This is a genomic window from Microbacterium sp. M, assembly GCF_045181065.1.
In the GTDB taxonomy this organism is placed as follows: domain Bacteria; phylum Actinomycetota; class Actinomycetes; order Actinomycetales; family Microbacteriaceae; genus Microbacterium.
Window position 1 is genome coordinate 154,513 of sequence record NZ_CP173721.1, and the last position, 19,542, is coordinate 174,054.

The 19,542-nt window shown below is 69.4% G+C and carries 19 protein-coding genes and 1 tRNA gene; 8 read left to right on the forward strand and 12 right to left on the reverse strand.

The annotated features are described in order from the left end of the window. The first annotated feature begins 29 nt into the window (after positions 1-29). A complete protein-coding gene (locus ACI7YT_RS00750) occupies positions 30-440 on the forward strand; it encodes a phage holin family protein (protein ID WP_406248254.1) in 411 nt (136 codons plus the stop codon). Positions 441-764: 324 nt separating this feature from the next. Here ACI7YT_RS00750 and ACI7YT_RS00755 read toward each other — a convergent pair. Then, positions 765-838: transfer RNA gene (locus ACI7YT_RS00755), tRNA-Gly, on the reverse strand. 223 nt (positions 839-1,061) lie between these two features. Here ACI7YT_RS00755 and ACI7YT_RS00760 point away from each other — a divergent pair. Continuing rightward, positions 1,062-1,817, forward strand: a complete 756-nt coding sequence (locus ACI7YT_RS00760) for an alpha/beta hydrolase (protein ID WP_406248256.1) — start codon at positions 1,062-1,064, stop codon at positions 1,815-1,817. Positions 1,818-1,875: 58 nt separating this feature from the next. Further along, a complete protein-coding gene (gene dcd / locus ACI7YT_RS00765) occupies positions 1,876-2,481 on the forward strand; it encodes a dCTP deaminase (protein ID WP_406248257.1) in 606 nt (201 codons plus the stop codon). A 97-nt stretch (positions 2,482-2,578) separates the two neighbouring features. On the opposite strand, the gene ACI7YT_RS00770 is transcribed toward dcd, so the two are convergent. The 3 genes from ACI7YT_RS00770 to ACI7YT_RS00780 form a co-directional block, all read right to left on the reverse strand. Continuing rightward, positions 2,579-4,612, reverse strand: a complete 2,034-nt coding sequence (locus ACI7YT_RS00770; RefSeq protein ID WP_406248259.1) for a pectinesterase family protein — start codon at positions 4,610-4,612, stop codon at positions 2,579-2,581. Next, on the reverse strand, positions 4,609-6,144 hold the full coding sequence (locus ACI7YT_RS00775) for a pectinesterase family protein (protein ID WP_406248261.1): 1,536 nt from the start codon (positions 6,142-6,144) through the stop codon (positions 4,609-4,611). The genes ACI7YT_RS00770 and ACI7YT_RS00775 overlap by 4 nt, the downstream gene beginning before the upstream one ends. Positions 6,145-6,287: 143 nt before the next feature. Then, positions 6,288-7,232 (reverse strand): alpha/beta hydrolase, encoded by a 945-nt coding sequence (locus tag ACI7YT_RS00780; protein ID WP_406248263.1) that lies wholly within the window; start codon positions 7,230-7,232, stop codon positions 6,288-6,290. A 73-nt stretch (positions 7,233-7,305) separates the two neighbouring features. Between ACI7YT_RS00780 and ACI7YT_RS00785 the strand changes: the two genes are divergently transcribed. After that, the gene (locus tag ACI7YT_RS00785; protein ID WP_406248265.1) at positions 7,306-7,950 is read left to right on the forward strand and encodes a TetR family transcriptional regulator C-terminal domain-containing protein; all 645 of its coding nucleotides are present in this window, start codon (positions 7,306-7,308) and stop codon (positions 7,948-7,950) included. 80 nt (positions 7,951-8,030) lie between these two features. Further along, positions 8,031-9,251 (forward strand): hypothetical protein, encoded by a 1,221-nt coding sequence (locus ACI7YT_RS00790; protein ID WP_406248267.1) that lies wholly within the window; start codon positions 8,031-8,033, stop codon positions 9,249-9,251. A 129-nt stretch (positions 9,252-9,380) separates the two neighbouring features. Here ACI7YT_RS00790 and ACI7YT_RS00795 read toward each other — a convergent pair whose 3' ends face one another. Then, positions 9,381-10,139: a MarR family winged helix-turn-helix transcriptional regulator gene (locus tag ACI7YT_RS00795; protein WP_406248269.1), complete on the reverse strand. Its 759-nt coding sequence runs from the start codon at positions 10,137-10,139 to the stop codon at positions 9,381-9,383. A gap of 89 nt (positions 10,140-10,228) precedes the next feature. Between ACI7YT_RS00795 and ACI7YT_RS00800 the strand changes: the two genes are divergently transcribed. Then, positions 10,229-10,744, forward strand: a complete 516-nt coding sequence (locus tag ACI7YT_RS00800; protein ID WP_406248271.1) for a MarR family winged helix-turn-helix transcriptional regulator — start codon at positions 10,229-10,231, stop codon at positions 10,742-10,744. Between the two features lie 12 nt (positions 10,745-10,756). Here the strand turns inward: ACI7YT_RS00800 and ACI7YT_RS00805 are convergent, their stop codons facing one another. Together ACI7YT_RS00805 and ACI7YT_RS00810 are read right to left on the reverse strand one after the other, a co-directional pair. Further along, positions 10,757-12,166: an MFS transporter gene (locus ACI7YT_RS00805; RefSeq protein WP_406248273.1), complete on the reverse strand. Its 1,410-nt coding sequence runs from the start codon at positions 12,164-12,166 to the stop codon at positions 10,757-10,759. Positions 12,167-12,233: 67 nt separating this feature from the next. Continuing rightward, positions 12,234-13,067: a serine protein kinase RIO gene (locus tag ACI7YT_RS00810; RefSeq protein ID WP_406248274.1), complete on the reverse strand. Its 834-nt coding sequence runs from the start codon at positions 13,065-13,067 to the stop codon at positions 12,234-12,236. 253 nt (positions 13,068-13,320) lie between these two features. Between ACI7YT_RS00810 and ACI7YT_RS00815 the strand changes: the two genes are divergently transcribed. Continuing rightward, positions 13,321-14,514 carry an MFS transporter gene (locus ACI7YT_RS00815; RefSeq protein ID WP_406248276.1) on the forward strand — a complete coding sequence of 398 codons (1,194 nt, stop codon included), beginning with the start codon at positions 13,321-13,323 and terminating at the stop codon, positions 14,512-14,514. A 48-nt stretch (positions 14,515-14,562) separates the two neighbouring features. Further along, the gene (locus ACI7YT_RS00820) at positions 14,563-15,024 is read left to right on the forward strand and encodes a DUF3817 domain-containing protein (RefSeq protein WP_406248278.1); all 462 of its coding nucleotides are present in this window, start codon (positions 14,563-14,565) and stop codon (positions 15,022-15,024) included. A gap of 3 nt (positions 15,025-15,027) precedes the next feature. On the opposite strand, the gene ACI7YT_RS00825 is transcribed toward ACI7YT_RS00820, so the two are convergent. The 5 genes from ACI7YT_RS00825 to ACI7YT_RS00845 form a co-directional block, all read right to left on the reverse strand. After that, entirely contained in the window at positions 15,028-15,924 is an 897-nt protein-coding gene (locus tag ACI7YT_RS00825; protein ID WP_406248280.1) for a helix-turn-helix transcriptional regulator, read from the reverse strand. A 176-nt stretch (positions 15,925-16,100) separates the two neighbouring features. After that, complete coding sequence (locus tag ACI7YT_RS00830) at positions 16,101-16,859, reverse strand: ABC transporter ATP-binding protein (protein WP_406248282.1); 759 nt, start codon at positions 16,857-16,859, stop codon at positions 16,101-16,103. Beyond that, a complete protein-coding gene (locus ACI7YT_RS00835) occupies positions 16,856-17,674 on the reverse strand; it encodes an ATP-binding cassette domain-containing protein (protein WP_406248284.1) in 819 nt (272 codons plus the stop codon). The genes ACI7YT_RS00830 and ACI7YT_RS00835 overlap by 4 nt, the downstream gene beginning before the upstream one ends. Continuing rightward, the gene (locus ACI7YT_RS00840; protein ID WP_406248286.1) at positions 17,671-18,531 is read right to left on the reverse strand and encodes an ABC transporter permease; all 861 of its coding nucleotides are present in this window, start codon (positions 18,529-18,531) and stop codon (positions 17,671-17,673) included. Before ACI7YT_RS00840 ends, ACI7YT_RS00835 begins: the two co-directional genes overlap by 4 nt. Beyond that, a complete protein-coding gene (locus ACI7YT_RS00845; protein WP_406250638.1) occupies positions 18,528-19,490 on the reverse strand; it encodes an ABC transporter permease in 963 nt (320 codons plus the stop codon). Before ACI7YT_RS00845 ends, ACI7YT_RS00840 begins: the two co-directional genes overlap by 4 nt. Positions 19,491-19,542: the final 52 nt, after the last annotated feature.

Genomic DNA, 19,542 nt, shown 5'->3' on the forward strand with positions numbered 1-19,542 from the left:
AGTCCCTCACCTTGAAACTCGGACACCAGATGATTCGATTCCTCCTCCAGATCCTCTCTCAACTCGTGCTCGGCGCGATCGCATTGATCGTGCTCCACTTCACGCTCCCCGGCGTCACGCTTACGTTCACGGGGTTCTTCATCGCCCTCGGCGCATTCACTCTCGCACACGTCATCCTCGGACCCTTTGTGCTCTCCATCGCCCAGCGCTACGCCGCACCGCTCACTGGCGGGGTAGGACTCGTCGCCACCCTTCTCGCACTCTGGATCGCCACCTGGTTCCCCGGGGGCATCCAGATCACCGGAATCGCGTCCTGGATCCTCGCACCCCTCATCGTCTGGATCATCACAGCACTCGGCGGTTGGATCATCATGGCGCTCATCGTCGACCGGATGCTCAAGAAGCGAGCAGCCCAAAAACTGGTGCGGAACGTCAAGTAGCACCCAGTTTGGTCGGTGGTCGGTGGGGACTCCGACGTCCCTGGTCGGAGCGCGATAGCCGTGGGCGTCGGCAAGGTACTCGATGAGGTGACCAGGAGACGGAGAGCATTGGGATGCGGCCATCTGTTCAGCGCGGCAGTGGCGGAGGCGCGAAAGAGGCCGGCTGAACACGGCTGGTGCGTGGACCTTCTTGGCCCATAACTCTGTTCTGAATCTGCCTGAGATCAGTCAGTGTCGCTCGGCAGGGCTTGGCGCACAGTCTCAACTAGCCTGAGAAAGTCTCGTCTAGCTTGAGAACTCACACTGAGTTTCTGGAATCCCTCGTGGAGGGGCTGACGGGAATCGAACCCGCGCTATCTGCTTGGGAAGCAGAAGTTCTGCCATTGAACTACAGCCCCGTACCGGCATCCGAAGAGGCAGGTATCGGACAGCCTACCTGCCGCCCGGCCGCAGGCCAAAGCGCGGCCGGGTTCGCCGCTGATACGGTTGAGCGTCCGTGCAGGAATCCGAGGAGGTGGTACCCGTGATCAGTATGACGTCGGTGCTCCTCTGCGGAGGCACGGTCGGGCGCTAGGTCGTCCGGGAGCGCCGCTGATGGCAGCACTCCCGAAAGGCACGACCATGCACTTCACCTCAGAACACGACGTCGCTGACGGCGTCATCACTCGCGAGTTCACTCTCGACGGCATCCCCGGCATCCTGTGGACGCCGTCGGACGCTTCCCCGTCCGCACCGGTCCCGCTCATCATGATGGGCCAACCCGGCGGAATCGGGATGCGACGGATGCATCCTCGCCTGGCGGCGCGGGCGCGCGCCGTGGCCGCGCACGGCTTCGCCTCGGTCGCCGTGGAACTGCCCGGAGCCGGCGAACGGCCACCACTGCCCGGTGCGGAACAGGCGCGCTCGGACCTGGTCAGGGCGCTCTCGGCCGGCGAGGCCCCGAGCGCGCAGACCGTCGACCGGCTGGTACTTCCTCTCGTGGAGAAGGCGGTGCCGGAGTGGCAGGGCGCACTCGATGTCGTCCTGGACCTGCCCGAGATCGGCGAGCGAGTGGGATTCTCCGGCGGCGTGATCGCGATCGGTGTACGGCTGGCCGCTGTCGAACCGCGGATCCGTGCGGCCGGGCTCTTCGCGGGCAGTTACGTGCCGCGCACGATCATGGAGGAAGCCCGCCGCGTCACGATTCCGCTCCACGTTCTCCTGCAATGGGATGACGAGGGGAACGACCGTCAGATGGCTCTCGACCTCTTCGATGCCTTCGGGTCCGCGGAGAAGACCCTGCACGCCAACATGGGCGGGCACACCGGCGTCCCGGCGTACGCAGGAGAGGATGCCGGACGCTTCTTCGTGCGTCATCTCGGGTCGCCACTCGAGTGACACGGGCACGGCCGGGCGGCGCCGACATCACCGAAGCACCGCACACTAGGCTGTTGCCGTGCTTCTCAGCGATCGCGACATCACCGCAGAACTCGCCTCCGGCCGGATCGGACTCGACCCGCACGACCCGGCGATGGTGCAGCCGTCGAGTGTCGACGTGCGCCTGGACCGCTACTTCCGGTTGTTCGACAACCACAAGTACCCGTTCATCGACCCATCCGAGGATCAGCCCGAGCTCACGCGCCTCATCGAGGTCGCCCCCGACGAGCCCTTCATCCTGCACCCCGGCGAATTCGCGCTCGGCGCCACGTTCGAGCAGGTCTCCCTGCCGGACGACGTCGCCGCGCGCCTCGAGGGCAAGTCGTCACTGGGTCGCCTCGGCCTCATCACGCACTCCACGGCCGGCTTCATCGACCCCGGGTTCACCGGTCACGTGACCCTCGAGCTCGCCAACGTCGCGACCCTGCCGATCAAGCTGTGGCCGGGCATGAAGATCGGCCAGCTCTGCTTCTTCCGCCTGACCTCGCCGGCCGAGAACCCGTACGGCTCCGGCCCGTACGGCAACCGCTACCAGGGGCAGCGCGGACCGACGGCATCCCGCTCCTTCCAGAACTTCCACCGCACGGATGTCGGGGTCACCGACTTCGGTTCGCTCGGCGGCTGACTCCAGACGCATCGAGAGGGCAGTGGCGCACGGTGCGTCACTGCCCTCTCGTGTGAGTCGTGGGGGCGAATGCCGCGGCATCCGTCCCCGCGTCAGCTCAACTCCAGGGGGCCCAGCCGTCCTCGCCCGACAGATACGCCTCGCGCGTGAACGCGGCCGCCTCCTCGTCCGTCAGCTGAGGGCGACCCGGATCCTCGCCGACGACGGCACCAGGGCCGGTGTTGTCGTACTCGCGGAAGAAGTCCTCCTGCCAGCTCCATCCGCTCATGTCCGACCATGCGGGCGTGCGGATGTGAGCGCCGAGCTCCGAGTCGCGCACGACCATCGCCGGGTCAACGGCCGGGTTGCTGCTCGGGTGCCACGGGCGACCGAGTGACACGGTGCCGGCCGCGGCATCCGAGGTGAACTCCGAATCGACGAACAGGAAGCCCTTGCCGCCCGGCACCGTCGCGGGCGCTGCGACGTACCCGTTGTTGGTGGTCGACGCCCGGTCGAGCGACCGGATCTCGGAGTCCTCGACCACGAGCGTGCCGCCGCCGTAGATGAAGTCGACGTCTCCGGCGACGTACGAGTCCGTCATCCAGACCCGCGACGGCTGGGTCTTCGAGATCGGGTCGACCAGGAACGTGTCCTGGTTGCCGAGCAGTCGCACACCGTCGAGAACCGTGCGATCGGCCGCCGCGCGCAGCGCCAGCGCCTGGCTGCCACCGTTCACCGCCTCGTCGTACGCGTTCTCGATCGTGATGTCGCGCAGCGTGACGTCGTCCGCCAGCACCGACAGTACAGGGGAGCCGGTGTGCCCCCACGTTCCGCCGTAGAACTTCGCCTGTCCGGCCGCGAGGTCGTACGAGATCACCACGTCCTCGGCGATGCCGGTCGAACTGCGGATCGTCAGGTCATCGGCATCCGGCCAGATCCGCACGACCTCGCGGTAGACACCGGGCGAGACGACGATCTCGACGGGATGCTTCGCGCGGGATGCCGCGCCCACCGCCGCGCTGACACTGGCGAAATCGCCGCTGCCGTCGAGAGCGACCGTGACCTGCTTGCCGACCGTCTCGTCCTTGCCGAGCGGACCGCTGTGCGCGTCGACGATCGAGACGACGTCGGCCGTGGCATCCGGAGCGTAGGAGTAGTACGACCTCGGATCGAACGTCGGACCGGTGTTGTCCTTGCGTCCCCTGATGCTGGTGAACTGGTTGTTGCGCGACTCCACCTTCGACTCGGGATCCTTCGCGACGATCGCGTCCTCGCCGTTCTCGTAGACGCTCGACTCGATCACGAGCTGAGCCGCTCCGCGCGACATCGTGCCGTAGTGCGCCTGGCCCTCGAACCAGTTGTTGTACAGGTGGCCCGCCGCGACATTGTCGATGCTGGCGTTGCGCTGGTACGTGTTCGAGAACGCATTGTGATGCATCGTGATGGTGGTGACGACGTTCTTCGTCCAACCGACGCCGACCGTCTTGTTGTGGTCGTGGAACGAGTTCCAGGACAGCGTCACCGCCGTCGAGTCCTTGCGCACGTCGACGAGCCCGTCGCCGAGGCGCGTGAACTCGTTGTGGTCGATCCAGACGTGCGACGACGTGTCGACGCGGATGCCGTCGTTGTCGTTGTCCGAGCCCTTGCCGTCCCAGTCGCCGGCGACGTACGAGTCGCGGAATGTGAGATTGCGCACGATCACGTTCGACACTCTGTCGAGGAAGAGCCCGCCGCCGACGAGCTCGGCATCCCGTCCCGCGCCGGCGATCGTCTTGTCGGACGCCACGGTGATCTGCGAACCGAACGGCTCGACGTCGACGCTGCCCTTGACGAGGATCGTCAAGGGCTCCTCGAGCGCGGCGTATTCGGCGAGCTCTGCCGCGTCGTCGGCCACGACGACCCGCCCTTCGGCGCCACCGGTCGTGCCCTCCGGCAGGTCGGCGGTCGGGGTCGATGCGAAGCCGGTCGCCACCGGCGACCACACCGGACCGTCGGCGGTCGTCGTGGTCGGCGCCTCGATGCGCTCGAGGAGCCCTGCGCCGTCGAGCGTCGCGGGGAGGTCGTCCGCGTGCGCGGGCGCCGCGATCAGGGTCAGGGCGAGCAGCGGTGCGCTCGCCACGACGGCGACGCGGGTCAGTCTCCTGCGGTTCATCGGGTCTCTCCTTCCACGAGCACGTCGCCGAGCAGGACGACATCATCGAGGGTCGTTCCCGTCCCGGCATCCCGCAGTGCCAGCGCCTTCTTGGGGGCCGTCACCTCCAGCGGGTTCTCGAGCGTGAGGCTCTGCAGCGTGACGTCATCGGCGAGGACGTTCACGGTCGGCCATTCGCTGCTGGACTTGTCGTAGGTGATGACGACGTCCTGCGGGTCGCCGGTGGCACCGACGATCGTCAGGTGATCGGCATCGGGCCAGATCGAGACGACCTCGCGGTAGGTTCCGGGCTGGATGACGATCTCGACCGGGTGGGAGCTGCGGGATGCCGCGCCCACCGCCGCGTGCACGGACATGTAGTCGCCGCTGCCGTCCTGTGCGACGGTGATGCGGCGCTCGGCGTCGTCGTCCGTGGCGTGAACTGGGCCGGCATTCTTGGTGAGGATCTTGCGGACGTCGCCTACCGGGTCGGCCGTGTAGGCGTAGTTCGCCGACGCGTCGAAGGTCGCACCGGTGCCGCGGGGCTGCTCGCCCCAGACGTCTACGAAGATGTTGTCCTGCTGGAAGACCGATCCCTCGCCGATCAGGGGGTTGCGGGCGTGCTCGAACACGTTGCCCTCGACGACGAGTTCGGTCTCCTCACCGCGCGCGTTCATGCCGTACGAGCTCACCCCGGAAAGCCAGTTGTTGTACACGTGGCCGGACGCGACGTTGTCGAGGCTGCCGTTGCGCTGGTGCACGTTCGAGAAGCGGTTGTGATGCAGCGTCAGCGTCGTCACGACGTTGTCGGTCCATCCGACGCCCAGGGTCTTGTTGTGGTCGCGGAAGTAGTTCCAGGATGCCGTGACCGCGGTCGAATCCTTGCGGATGTCGAGCTGTCCGTCGCCGAGGCGCTCGAACTCGTTGTGGTCGACCCAGACATGGTGCGACGTGTCGATGCGGATGCCGTCGTTGTCGTTCTCCGGCGACTTGCCGTCCCAGTCCGCTCCGATGAACGAGTCGCGGAACGTGAGGTTGCGGATGATCACGTTCGAGACGCGGTCGACGAACAGTCCGCCGTTGACGATCTCGCCGCCGTCGGCCGCACCGGCGATCGTCTTGTTCGCCGTGACCTTGATCATGCTGCCGTCGCCGACGTCGATGGTGCCGTCGACGAGGATCGTCAGCGGCTCTGCGGATGCCGCGGCTGCGACGAGCTCTGCGGGTTCGTCGACGGTGACGGTCTGCCCGCCGGCGCCGCCGGTCGTGCCATCGGGCAGCTCAGCGGTCGGCGTCGAGGCGAAGCCGGTCGCGGTCGGTGACCACACCGGGCCATCGGCGGTCGTGGTGGTCGCCGCGCCGATCTGGGCGAGCAGGTCGGCGCCGTCCGCCGTCTGTGCGACGGCCGCGGACGGGACGAACGCGCCGAGTGCCAGTAGCGGGGCGCCGACGATCGCGCCCACGGCGACGTGTCGTCGACCGCGGATCCGCGGGGTTGCGGGTGAGGATTCCAGCGAAACAGGCGCGCCGGAATGCGGGGGCTTGAAGGACATCATCGTTCCTCTCGCAGGTGGAAACCGGTGTGGGGAACCGGTTTCTGAACCCTAATGAGGAAATGTTGTTGATGTCAACGTATTTGCGGAAGACGTTTCGCGTGGGCGGGCGGGGTGCGGCGTCGCCTCCGAACCGGAGGAGATCACGCGATCGGGAGGGCCGAATGCCGGATCGGGGTCCTCCGGTTCGTGCGTTCTCCTCCGGTTCGCGCGGCCGGGGCGGCGTCGTCGGTGCGGTGCTTCCCTCGCGTGACGATGTCGACGACGGCATCGAGCACGTCGTCGTCGGCCAGGATGCGATTGTGGCCCAGGCCTTCCGGCTGCAGCATCCTCGATCGTCCGGCATGCGCTCTGTGCAGCCGGACCGAGTCGGCGTCCGGAAGCCCGCGGTCGTCGCGGCTGTGCACGACGAGCAGGCTGGTGCGCTCGGGGAGCGGGTGAACGGCCGAATCGAAGCGCTCGGCGACGGATGCCGGTGTTTCGCCGATCCGAGCCGCGAACAGATGCGCCAAGCGGTCTCGTGCGCGGTCGGACATCCCCATCATGAGTGCGAACTGGTCGATCATCGCGAAGGGGCCGGCGGCACCGGAGATCGTGACGACGACAGGAGTGCGCGCGAACGTCCGCGCCGCGGTGAGGCCGGCGACCGCGCCGACCGAATGTCCGACGATCGCGGCGAACGGGCCGAATCGGTTCTGGGTCCCCTCGATCGCGGCCATCCAATCGCGGACGTCCGTGCGACGCCCCTGCGACTCCCCGTGCGCCGGGGCGTCGAACGACACCACGCGCAGTCCGGCGGCGACGAGTTCGCGGACGAGCGGGGCGAACTGCGTGGCCCTGCCCTTCCAGCCGTGGATGACGAGGACGGTGCGATCGCCGTCGCCCCAGCGATACGTGACGATGTCGCGACCGCGTACGCGCAGCAGTTCGCGGTGCGCCGCCAGATCGGTGGCGCGGTCCTGTGCGCGCAGCGGCATCCGAGGGCGCGTGCGGAAGAACAGGCGGTACGCGACGCTGCCGGCAAGGGCGGGGGAGATCGCATCGGCGACGCGGAGGGCGGTGGGGACGAACGCGGTGGAGCGGGACATGGTTTCCTCGATTCACAAGAAATACGAACGATCGTACGTAGAGTATACGAACGATCGTGCGTAAACTAGAGGGATGTCGGATCAGATCGTGGACGGACGCCGAGCGCGCGGGGATGCGTCGCGGCGCAGCGTGCTGTCCCGGGCGACCAATCTCGCTTCCGTCGAAGGGCTCGACGGGCTCACGATCGGACGCCTCGCCGAATCCTCCGGGCACAGCAAGAGCAGCATCGCGACCTTGTTCGGCAGCAAGCAGTCGCTGCAGCTGGCGACGATCGCCGCGGCCCGCGAGGTGTTCATCGCGACGATCGTCGCACCGGCGCGCAGCGAGCCGCGCGGTGTGCTGCGACTGGCGGCGCTGCTGCGCAACTCGCTGGACTACTCCCGCGACCGGGTCTTCACCGGCGGATGCTTCTTCGCCGCCACCTCAGCCGACATCGACTCCAAGCCGGGGCCGGTCCGCGATGCCGTGGTGACGGCGCAGGCCGACTGGTACGGGTACATCACCGCCCAGGTCCGATACGCCATCGAGGCCGGTGAGCTGACGGCCGATGCGGATGCCGAGGGCATCGCCTTCGAGCTCATCGCGTTGGACGAGCATGCGAACAACCGCTCGCTGCTGCTCGGCGGCGAAGAGGTGTACGGCCTCGCGGCTCGCGCGATGCGTCAGCGGCTGATCGCGGCCGGTGCGACCGAGGCGATGCTCGCCGCGCTGGCTTAGTCGCCCGCCGCGGCCGGGTTCGCGGATGCAGCTGATAAGAGCGCCCCTCGCGAGACCACGCCGCGGCATAGGATCAGAGCGTGAGCGGCGATATGGGGAATCCGGAAGTTCCGCGCGACGACGAGACGCGTGAGTTTCCGCCGCCCCCGCCCCCTGCACCGGCGACGACGCCATCAGAACCCGTGCTCGACGCGGAGGTCCCCGGTGCTTCCGTCGAAGCCGCCGATGAGGCGGGCGAACCCGGCCCGATCGCCGATGACCTCGCGGTGAGCGCGGACCTCGCGATGTCGCGCGTGGAGGACCTCGACATCCCTCCGGCCGATATCGCCGTCCCCGACTTCACGGTTCCCGAACCTCCGGAGATCCCGCCGCTCGATGAGACGGCCGCCGTGCTGCTCGCAGATGAGAAGGCGTCGACGAGCGGGATCGGTGAGCCTCCTGGCGAGGATCCCGCAGCTCGGACCCCGCTTCCTGCGACGCGCTCCGAGCTGCGTGCGCGGACGTCGGGTGGCGATCCGATGCCGCCGGAACCGCAGTCCGCTGCCGATGCGGCGTCGACGTCGTCCGTGCCGCCGGTCTTCGCGTCCGGACAGACGTCGTCCGCCGTGCCCGCCCCGCCGACGGCCGCAACGCCGGTCGACTCGCGCCCGGATGCACCGGCATCCGACTATTCGAACCCGCGGGGCGGCGACACCTACCGGGGCTGGCCGATCGTGATCTTCGCACTGCTCGCCGTGCTCCTGCTCGCCGCGGTGATCGGCGTCGTGGTGCTCGCGAACAACCCTCCGACGTTCTCCGCTCCGCAGGGCTCGGGCACCGGAGTCTCGGAGTCGGCCTCTGCTGGCGAGCCGGCCACGGCGGTCGAGCAGGGATGCTCCGAACTGTGCGCGCAGGTCGCGGCCATGGTCGATGGCGAGGTCGCCGGGCCGACGGGCGACGTCGCCTGGTCGCTGGACGGCGCCTGGCAGGATGCTGCATCGCCGGCAGCGTCAGCAGTGAGCGCCACGTCGGCGCACTTCACGTCGGAGATCGGCGACCTCCGATTCGCGATCATGGCGTTCGAGGACGATGCGGCGGTGGCCGCGGCCGGCGAGACGCTGAAGTCCGAGCGCAGCGAACCGCTGACCTCCGAGAGTTCCGTCTACGACGACGGCTCCGGCACCAGCTACGTCTTCGCCGACGGCACGCAGCAGGCGATTCTCTGGCATGTCCCGAGCGGCGATGACACGCCGTGGCTGATGCTCGTCGAAGGTCCGGACGACCCGGCGGTCTTCGACTTCTACCTCGGCCTGCCCTTCTGACTAACGCACCGCGAGACGTACTCTGCCGGGTGAGACCTGGCCTGGCTGGCCGAGTCTCACCGCGCAGAGTACGTCTCGCGGGAGGGTCGGGACGGGACCGTCGCGGCCTTGGGGATACCCCGGCGACGGTCAGCGGGCGGTGGTGCCGCGGTCGAAACCGGCGTCGAAGCCGCGTTCATACGCGTGCTGCGCCATGCGGGCGATCCGAGGGCGCCAGCCGCCGTGCCCGGAGTGCGGGCCGGACTCGCCGTGGTGCGGACCCTCGGCGCGTCCATGGGCGAACGAGTCGCGATCGAACTCGCCGCGATCGGCGGCGCGGTGGCCGCGGCATCCGTGCTCGGCGTGCGCCCAGCTCTCGGAGGCCTCCGACGGATGCGGGGCGAAGCCGCGGCGGTGCCCACGGCCGTGGTGACCGTGCTCGCCGTGCCAGCGTCCACCCCTGTGGCGGCCGTGTCCGCGGTGCGGGCCGTGGTCGCGCTGCTTGCGCGGCAGCGGGACGTTCTCGTCCCAGCCGAGCGCCTGCGCGATCTGCGTGAGGGTGGCGATGGTGGTCGCGTAGTCCTCGGGGCTCACGGCTTCGGCGATCGTCGCGCGGATGCCGTCGACGATCGTGCCGAGTCGCTTCTTGGCGGTCTGGCCCTCGTCGGTCAGAGCCCACCCGTCCTCGGACGGTGCGATCCAGCCGAGTTCGATCAGGCGGCCGAGCTTGCGGTCGTCGACGGGGTGTCCGCTCTGGACGGTGCCGTCGACGACGTTGAGCAGCCGCCATTCGCGGCGCGTGATGCCCTCGTCCTCGAAGGCGCGGGCGAACTCGGCTGCCATGAGCCGGTCGGTCGCCTTGAGCCAGTAGCCCAGCGGGCGGTCATCAGGTGATGTGTGCGTGTTCATAGGGAAGTTCCTTTGCTTGTAACTGTGCATGTACATGTAGTGTGACATGCAATGTGGAAGTATGTCAAGTAGCATGTAAAGTCGGATGCGTGAGCACCTCCGATCCCGCCGACGACATCGCCGAAGCGCTGGCGCGCCTGAGAGGGCGGCGCCCGCACGGACCAGGGCATGCGCATGGCGGTCCGCACGGTCACCGCGGCGGCCCGCACGAAGGGCGCCCGCCTCGCCCAGGCCCGTGGGCCGGCGGACCCGGTGGGCGCTTCGCCGCCCCCGCGTGGATGCGGATGCTGGAGGCGCTCGCCGCGGCATCCGCACCGCTCAGTGTGAGCGAGATCGCCGAAGCCGTCGGCGTCGACCAGCCGCGGGCCTCGCGGCTGGTGCAGCAGGGCGTCGAGCGCGGATTCGTCCAGCGCGAAGCCGACCCGGACGACGCGCGCCGCACGCGCATCGCGCTGACGGATACCGGCAGGCGCGTCGCGCGCGGTGCCAAGGGCGAGCGGCGTCAGGCGCTGTCGCGCGCCCTCGAGGCGTTCACCGACACCGAGCGCGCGGAACTCGCGCGGCTGCTCAACAAGCTCGCCGACAACTGGGGGCCGGGCGCCTGACGCCGGCCGGACTCAGGCTGCTGCCACCCGGCGCTCCTGCACCGGCAGCAGCAGCAGGAAACCGACCAGCAGCACGATGACGATGCCGAGGATGCCGAACTTCGTCTGGGCGGTCAGCACGATCAGGGCGGTCCAGGCAGCCGAGGCCATCCAGCTCGCCGCGCGACCGGTGGTCGCGTAGAGGCCGAAGATCTCGCCCTCGCGTCCGGCCGGGGTCACCCGGGCGAGGAACGAGCGCGACGCGGACTGCGCCGGTCCGACGAACGCGCACAGCACCAGGCCGCCGATCCAGAACACGACGGCTCCGGCCTCCACGAGCAGGAACACGGCGAGACCGGCGACGACCATCGATGCCAGCGAGAAGAGGATGATCCGCTTGGCGCCGAACCGGTCGTCCAGTCGACCGGCCAGGATCGTCGAGACGCCGGCGATGAGGTTCGCCGCGATGCCGAAGATCACGAGCTGCAGGAAGCCGAAGTCGAACACCTGCCCGGCGATCACGGCTCCGAACGCGAACACTCCGCCCAGCCCGTCGCGGAACACAGCGCTCGCCAGCAGGAACCAGAAGGTCGGCCGCGTCTCGGGGGTGCGGTAGAGCCCGATGACGTCCTTGACGAGCAGCGCGTACGAGCGGAAGAACCCGACCTTGCGCTCCGGCCGGCCCAGCGACGGCTCCGGTACGTTCAGGAAGATCGGGATGCTGAAGACGAGCGCCCAGATCGCACAGCCGACCGCGATGATCCGGAACGGCAGGCCTCCATCCTCGGGCAGACCGAACCAATCGGCCTGGAAGAAGACGACCACCAGCACGAGAGCGACGATGCCGCCGATGTAGCCGAAGCCCCAGCCGAGCCCCGAGATGCGCCCGATGGTCTTCGGGTTCGCGATCCCGATCAGCATCGCGTTGGAGTTGACCGCCGCGATCTCGCCGAACACGCTTCCCGCGGAGATCAGCGCGACGCCGAGCCAGAACAGCGTCGGGGTCGGCTCGACGAACCACAGCCCGAGCATGCACGCGATCAGCGCCCCGGTGCCGATGCCGAGCCAGAGCTTCTGGCGGCCGGCGGCATCCGCGCGCTGCCCGAGCACGGGAGCGAAGAGGAGGATCGCGAGGCCCGCGATGGTCGAGCCGAGCCCGAGACCGCTGGCCAGGTCCGCCTCGGCTGCCAGGCGTATCGGGTCCTCGTCGCCGAGCGAGGCGACATCGGCCGGCAGGAACTGCTCGGTGGTCAGATACAGCGCGGTGAAGATGAACGTCAGGATGACGGTGTTGAACGGCTGGGTCGCCCAGTCCCACAGCGCCCACGAGTAGACCTGCTTCTTCGGGGCGGGGGTCTCGCCGCGCAACTCCAACCCGATCACGCCCACCGCACCGCTGTTCGCGGTGGGCGGCGGGGTCGGCGTCTCTTCCGGCGTGCTCATGTCTCGAAGTCTGGCCGTGTCCGGTGAACGCGAGGTAGCGGCGCGCCGTGTCGTCTTCCTGGCGCGCTCACCCGTACGACGCCGCGATGAGCTCGGCGAACAGCGCCTCGGCATCCGCGTCGACCCGGTGCCTGGCGAACCAGTCGCACACGTTCACGCAGTCGCGGTGCAGCAGATCGAAGCCCTGCGGGTTGGCGATGACATCCACGATCTGGGGGAGGTCGATCACGCGAACGCGCCCCTCGTGTACGAGCAGGTTGTACGGCGAGAGGTCGCCGTGCGCGAACCCGGCTGCGGCGAAGACGTGCATGAGCTCGACGACCTGCCGGAACAGGTCGGTGAGCTCGTCTCGGTCGCCGCGCACCTGAGCGAGGCGAGGCGCGGCCACTGCACCGGTGCCGATGAACTCCATCAGCAGCTCGGTGCCGTTCACCTGCACGGGATACGGCACCGGAGCCCCGAGCTCCCACGCGCGGCACAGCGCTTCGAACTCGGCGAACGACCACTCGGCCGCCGCGACCTCCCGGCCGTAGAGCGACTTCTTCTCGGTCGCGCGGGCGTCGCGCGAGTTCCGCGTGCGCCGGCCCTCGGTGTAGATGCTCGAACGGTGGAACGTGCGGTGCTGCGAGGTGCGATAGCGCTTGGCGGCCAGCAGCGTGCGCTGCGCCGGATCATCGGGGACGGCGCGCTCGATGAGGAAGACGTCCGCCTCCTTGCCGGTCTTCAGGATGCCGAGTTCGGTGTCGATGGCGCCGGCGCTCGTCACGATCCACGACGGTCGCGGTTCTGGACCGCGCTCGGAGGGCGTGACGGCCGGCCAGGTGCTCCAGCGCTGATTGTCGCCGGGTTCGACGTCGGCGAAGGTGAGGGATGCGTCGAAGGACGCGAAGGGATCAGACACGGTGGTTGCTCCGGGAGAGGGAGGCCACGCGCGGATCAGGAGCGGGCGGCCTCGAGGGGAAGGATCTGGTCGGAAGAGGGCACGACGACGACAGCAGTCATGGCTTGCTCCTTCCGCTGATACCTTCCGGGGACATCCCGGCGCGGGGTCGAGCATATCGGGACGCCGGGCCGCCGTCCAGCCCCGGACGATCGGTCGGATGCCGCGGACGACCGATCGGGTGCGGGCCCCGGCATCCTGCGAGGGTGGAAACATGACCACGACCGCCCCCGTCCCCACCGTCCTCCCGGTCGCCGCAGCCGAGCGCATGCGCTACGGCGGACCGATCATGCTCATGCTCATGAGCTTCCTGCTCGTCACCGCGGAGTTCCTGCCCAACGGGATGCTGACCGAGATGGCGGACGGGCTCGGGGTCACGCCGGGGCAGGCGGGGCAGACCGTCACCGTCACGGCCCTGATCGGTCTGATCGTCGCCCCGACCGTCGGGCTGATCTTCCCGCGGCTGGATCGGCGGAGTCTGCTCGTCTGGATGGCGCTCGCCGCTGCGGTATCCAACCTCATCGTCGCGATCGCGCCCAACCTCGTGCTGGTGCTGCTCGCGCGCTTCCTGCTGGGCGCTGCGCTCAGCGCGTTCTGGTCGATGTCGATCACGGTCGCCGCCCGCATCGCGGGGCCGGAGCGCATCGGCCGCGCCGTGATGTTCACCACGGCAGGCACGTCGCTCGCGACGGTCGCCGGTGTTCCGATCGGTGTCCTGCTCAGCCAGTTCCTCGACTGGCGAGCGGTCTTCGCGCTCGCCGGAGTCGTCACGGCCGTGCTGGCCATCGGCCTGCGGACCCTGCTGCCCTCGGTGCCGGCCGCGCAGGCATCCAGCCTCCGCATCCTCGCCGACACCATCCGCCGTCCCGGTGTCGGGCTCGGCTTCACCGGTCATGTCCTGGTGGTGCTCGGGCACTTCCTCGCGTACACCTACATCCGCCTCGCGCTCGAGCGGATGCCTGATGTGGATGCCGGGACCATCGTCCTCCTGCTCGCGCTGTTCGGCGCGGGCGGCCTGGTCGGCAACCTCGTGATCGGGCTCGTCGTCGACCGGACATTCGCGGTCTTCGCGGTCGTCGGGCCCGTCTCGATCGCCGCGGCGGTGTTCGCCACGATCCTTCTTCCCGGATCCCTCGCGGCGATCGCGGCGGCGGTGTTCGTGTGGGGCTTCTTCTTCGCCTCCTGGCTGATCGTCGTGAACACCTGGGTCGGGCACCGGATGCCGGACCGCCTCGAAGCGGGCGGCAGCCTGGTCGTCGTCGGGTTCCAGGGCGCGATCATGCTCGCGGCGGGTGTCGGCGGCATCCTCGTCGATGCCCTCGGTGTCGAATTGAACTACCTGATCGGCGCAGCGCTCCTCGTGCTCGGGGCCGTGCTGTTCGGAGCATCCAACCGCGTGCGCGGCTGACTCATACACGGGTCTCCTAGGCTGGGATCACCCCACCCGAGGAGACCCGTGTTCCGTGCACCCGCCCGCCTTTTCCGTGTCCTGGCGATCGCGGAGGCGATCACCTGGACGATCCTGATCGCAGCGCTCATCGCCCGAGCATCCGGTGCACCCGGGATCGTGGTGACGATCGGCGGAGGCATCCACGGGTTCGTGTTCCTCGCCTACGGCGCGACGGCGATCCTCGTCGCCCTCAACCAGCGCTGGCACGTCGGCGTCGCGGTGCTGGCCGTCGCCAGCGCGGTCATCCCGTACGCGACGATCCCCACCGAGATCTGGCTGCACCGCTCGGGCCGCCTGCGCGGCGACTGGCGGCTCGAGGCCGGTGACGATCCGCGCGATGCGCGCTGGTACGACCGGTTGATGCGCTGGTTCCTGCGGCGCCCCTGGGTGCTCGCGGGACTCCTGGTGCTCGCGATCGTCGCGCTCTACGTGATCCTGCTGCTGGTCGGCCCGCCCGGCGGGCGTTGAGGATCAGGCGGGGATCGCGGTGCGCCCCTGCAGGCGCCACAGCGACGGGGCGACTCCGGTGTGCCGGCGGAACGCGCGACTGAAGCCCTCGTCGGACGCGTAGCCGAGCTCGCGCGAGGTCTCGGAGACGCTGCGTCCGGCATCCAGCAGTTCCTTGGCCTGGCGCATCCGCACGTCCGTGACGTAGCTCGCGGGCGACTGGCCGACCGCGGCGCGGAAGCGCTCGGCGAACACCGACCGGGACATCGCTCCGACGCTGGCGAGCAGGTCGACGGTCCAGTCGCGCCCTGGTTCGGAGTGGATGGCGTCCACGACGCGGTCGAGGAAGGGATCGCCGGCGCGGGATGGCCAGCCCTGCGGGGCGCAGCCGTTCTGCGCCCACGCGCGGATCACGCTGAGCAGCACGGTCGTGACCATCATCCGGCAGATGAGCGGATCGCCCGAGCGCAGTCCGTGGACGTCCGGGTCCACGGGACCGAGATTCGCGGCCAGCGCGGCGGCAGCCGGTTCGAGTTCGGCGAATCCGGTCACGAACACGAAGCCGGGGATGCCGTCGACGGCGGTGGAGTCGAGTTCCAGGTCGGCCGTCATCAGCCGCGCACCGGAGGTCGACTCGAGGACGATCGGCCGGTGCCCCATGCTGAGGAACGCATCGCCGGCGAGCAGCGTGCGCGGGCCTCGTGCGGTTCCGGTTGACCCGCCAGGCACATCGAGAGTGCAACTCGTGTCGAGCACGACGTCGCCGGTGATCTCGCCCTCGACGACGTAGGCGAGCGTGACCTGCCCCGCCGGCAACGGGAGCAGACCGCCTTGCGCGAGTGTCGTGCGGCGCGCGAAACCGAGTCGGACATCGAAGGAGGAGAGCACCTCCGCCAGGCGAGCAGGATCGACAGTCGTCATGTGGGAGTGCAACCCCGGCCAGGCGGGTGCTATTCCGGACCCGCGACGGGACTCCACCGCACGACCGCGGTGCACATGTCGGGAGATCCCCCACCTGCATGGACCTATGCCCCGGAACCTCCTTGCATCCGGGGAATCTCCCGACATCCGTCCCCGAGGGCGGGCGCCGTGGCGGATCACGCCGCCGGCAGCCGCGGAATCGCCGAGACCAGCGTGCGCGCGTAGTCCGTCTGCGGCGCGCTCAGGATGCCACGCGTCGACCCCTCCTCGACCACGCGTCCGTCGCGGAGCACGACCGTCCGCTCGCACAGTGCCGCCACCGCGCTCAGATCGTGCGACACCATGACGAGTGCCAGCCCGGTCTCGGCCCGGAGCGTGCGCAGCAGATCGATCACCTGGATGCGGGTGGTGACGTCGAGGGCGCTCACCGGCTCATCCGCCAGCAGCACGCGCGGCTTCGACACGATCGCCCGCGCGATCGCGATCCGCTGCCGCTGCCCGCCGGAGAACTCGTGCGGGTAGCGCGCGAGCACGTCGGCGTCGAGACCCACGGAGCGCACGGCATCCGCGACGGCGCGCCGGGCGTCGTCCCCGCGGGCGATGCCCAGCGAGCGCAGCGGTTCGCCCACGATGCGATCGATCCGCTGCCGAGGGTCGAGCGACGAGTACGGGTCCTGGAACACCGTCTGCACGTCGGCGCGGAAGCGCCGCATGAGCGCGCGGTCGCGCCTGTTCAGCGGCTGCCCGTCGAACAGCACCTCGCCCTCGTGGGGAGCGGCCAGACCGAGCAACAGTGAGAAGATCGTCGACTTGCCTGCCCCCGACTCTCCGACGAGCCCCACGGCCTCACCCTCGGAGACCGGCAGCGAGACGTCGTCCACGACCGTGCGCGACCCGTAGGCGAAGCGCGCGTTCCGCAGTTCGAGAATGCTCATCCCACGCTCCCTTTCGACCCGCCGGATGCCGGCGGTGCATCGAGTGCGGCGTCCAGAGCCCTGGCGCTCGCGACCAGCGCTGTCGTGTACGGATCGTGCGGATCCGAGATGATCTGCGCGATCTCGCCCTGCTCCACCGATCGCCCGCGCTGCATCACGATCACCCGGTCGGTCATGCGGGCGACCACCGCGAGGTCGTGGCTGATGAACAGCAGCGCCATGTCGCGTTCGGCGACGAGGCGATCGAGCAGAGTGAGGATCTCGTCCTGCACGGTGACGTCCAGCGCCGTGGTCGGCTCGTCGGCGATGAGGAGCTTCGGACGCCCGGCCAGCGCGATCGCGGTCGCGACCCGCTGCCGCTGTCCGCCGGACAGCTCATGCGGGTACGCGCGGGCGATGCGCTCGTCCGGGAGCGAGACATCGGCCAGCGCGGTGCGCACGGCATCCTGCAGCTCCTGCCCGCGCAGCCCGAGGTGGCGGCGCATCGGCTCGGCGATCTGACGGCCGACGCGCATGAGCGGATCGAGGGCGGTCAGCGGCTCCTGGAAGAGCAGAGCGGCGACGGGCCCGCGGAGCGGTCGCAGAGCGCGATCCGCCGCGCCGATCACCTCGGTGCCGTCGAGCCGCACGGATCCGGATGCCGTGAGACCCGCACCCAGCAGGCCGGTGGCCGCGAGCGAGGTGACGGACTTGCCCGAGCCCGACTCGCCGATGATGCCGACGCGCTCGCCGGCGCCGACCGTGAACGACACGTCGTCGACCACGTGGCGTCCGCCGGCCGTCACCGTGAGTCCGGTGATCTCGAGGAGGCTCATCGTGTCCTCCTGCGGGTCGGGTCGGCGAAATCACGGAGTCCGTCGGCGATGAAGTTCACGCCGAGCACGAGCACGACCAGGGCGATGCCGGGGGCGATCGCGCCGACGGGGGAGGTGAGCACGGTACCCTGCGCCTCCTGCAGCAGCCGGCCCCAAGACGCGTTGGGTGGCGGAGCCCCGAGTCCGAGGTACGACAGGCTCGCCTCGGCGAGGACCGCCGCCCCGAACTGCAGCGCGAGACTCACACCGAGCGTGGGCCAGATGTTGGGCAGCACGTGGAACGCGACGATCCCGGGCCAGCGGGTGCCGCTCGTCCGCGCCGCGGTGATGAACTGCTCCTGCAGCACCCGATGGGCGAGGATGCGGGTGAGCCGGGCGACGACGGCGGACATCGCCAGCCCGATCGCGAGGATCGCCGACCACAGGGACGCCCCCTGCACCGCCACGACGAGCATCGCCAGCAGCAGTACGGGGAAGGCGATGATGACGTCAAGCGCCGCGGACATCGAATCGTCCACCCACGGGCGTGCGAACGCCGCGATGAGTCCGATCGTGATTCCGAGCACAGCCGCGAGCGCGACCGAACCGATCCCGACGATCAGGGCGATGCGTGCGCCGATCATGAGCTGGGTGAACAGGTCGCGGCCGAGCTTGTCGGTGCCGAGCAGGTGGGTGCCGCTCGGCCCCTCGAGGCGTCCGCCGCTGACGTCGCTCGGCGCGTAGGGCAGCCACAGCAGGGAGACGACGGCGAGCAGCACGATGAGGCCCGTGAAGCACAGGCCGATCACGAGGGTCGTGTGACTGCCGCGCCGGCGCCGGGGCGCGGCATCCTCGATCTGCTCCACGACGGCCGTCATCGTGCACCCGCCACTCGTGCGCGCAGCCGCGGGTCGATGAGCCGCTGGACGATGTCGGCGAGGAAGCCGACGAGGAGGACGAACAGGGTCGAGACGACGAGCACGCCCTGGATGTTCGCGAAGTCGTGCTGCTCGATGCCGGTCAGCAGCATGCTGCCCAGCCCGGGGAGCGTGAAGACGCTCTCGACGACGACCGCGCCCAGCAGCGTGGTCGACAGTTCGATGCCGAGGACGGCGATGACCGGCACGGCGCCGTTGCGGACCCCGTGGCGCAGCAGCGCCTCGCCGAGGCCTGCGCCGCCGGCGCGGGCGGTGCGCAGGTAGTCGCTGCCCAGAACGTCGAGGGTGGCGGCGCGGACGTAACGCGACAGCGAAGCGCTCATGACGATCGCGATGGTGAGGACGGGCAGCGCGAGCGACCGCAGCGCATCGGCCGGATCCTCCCAGTCGTCGCGGGGGAAGCCACCAGAGGGGAGGACGCCGAGGCCGAGCGCGAACACCCAGACCAGCAGGATGCCGACCCAGAACACCGGCACCGCGATGCCGAGCTGCGAGAAACCGGAGAGCACCGTGCCGTACCAGGTGTCGGCCTTCACCGCGGCGGTGATGCCGATCACGAGCGACAGCAGCAGCGCCAGGACGAACGCGAGCAGCGTCAGCGGCAGCGTGATCTGCAGCCGCGCCGCGATCTCCGGCCCCACGGGCAGCGTGCTGATGTACGACTCGCCGAGGTCGAACCGCACCATCTGCCCCGCCCACAGCGCGAACTGCTCGAAGAGCGGCCGATCGGAGCCCACCTGCGCCCTGGCCGCCGCGATCTGCTCTTCGGTCGCATCGACCGAGAGAAGCGCGTTCGCCGGGTCGCCAGGGAGCAGCCGGAGCAGCACGAAGATCACCATCATGGCGACGACGAGCGACACCACGAGGAACGCGGAGCGGCGGAGCAGATACGTGAGCATTTCAGGCATGAGGATCGCGGGGCGGATGCTTCAGCATCCCACCCCGCGATCC

Bases quoted from the DNA above. Each gene is read 5' to 3' on its own strand.
- ACI7YT_RS00785 (WP_406248265.1), top strand. From the start codon at position 7,306: ATGTCGGATCAGATCGTGGACGGACGCCGAGCGCGCGGGGATGCGTCG.
- ACI7YT_RS00760 (WP_406248256.1), top strand. From the start codon at position 1,062: ATGCACTTCACCTCAGAACACGACGTCGCTGACGGCGTCATCACTCGC.
- ACI7YT_RS00750 (WP_406248254.1), top strand. From the start codon at position 30: ATGATTCGATTCCTCCTCCAGATCCTCTCTCAACTCGTGCTCGGCGCG.
- ACI7YT_RS00795 (WP_406248269.1), bottom strand. From the start codon at position 10,139: ATGAACACGCACACATCACCTGATGACCGCCCGCTGGGCTACTGGCTC.
- ACI7YT_RS00780 (WP_406248263.1), bottom strand. From the start codon at position 7,232: ATGTCCCGCTCCACCGCGTTCGTCCCCACCGCCCTCCGCGTCGCCGAT.
- ACI7YT_RS00845 (WP_406250638.1), bottom strand. From the start codon at position 19,490: ATGCTCACGTATCTGCTCCGCCGCTCCGCGTTCCTCGTGGTGTCGCTC.
- ACI7YT_RS00775 (WP_406248261.1), bottom strand. From the start codon at position 6,144: ATGTCCTTCAAGCCCCCGCATTCCGGCGCGCCTGTTTCGCTGGAATCC.
- ACI7YT_RS00805 (WP_406248273.1), bottom strand. From the start codon at position 12,166: ATGAGCACGCCGGAAGAGACGCCGACCCCGCCGCCCACCGCGAACAGC.
- ACI7YT_RS00815 (WP_406248276.1), top strand. From the start codon at position 13,321: ATGACCACGACCGCCCCCGTCCCCACCGTCCTCCCGGTCGCCGCAGCC.
- ACI7YT_RS00840 (WP_406248286.1), bottom strand. From the start codon at position 18,531: ATGACGGCCGTCGTGGAGCAGATCGAGGATGCCGCGCCCCGGCGCCGG.
- ACI7YT_RS00830 (WP_406248282.1), bottom strand. From the start codon at position 16,859: ATGAGCATTCTCGAACTGCGGAACGCGCGCTTCGCCTACGGGTCGCGC.
- ACI7YT_RS00835 (WP_406248284.1), bottom strand. From the start codon at position 17,674: ATGAGCCTCCTCGAGATCACCGGACTCACGGTGACGGCCGGCGGACGC.
- ACI7YT_RS00770 (WP_406248259.1), bottom strand. From the start codon at position 4,612: ATGAACCGCAGGAGACTGACCCGCGTCGCCGTCGTGGCGAGCGCACCG.
- ACI7YT_RS00825 (WP_406248280.1), bottom strand. From the start codon at position 15,924: ATGACGACTGTCGATCCTGCTCGCCTGGCGGAGGTGCTCTCCTCCTTC.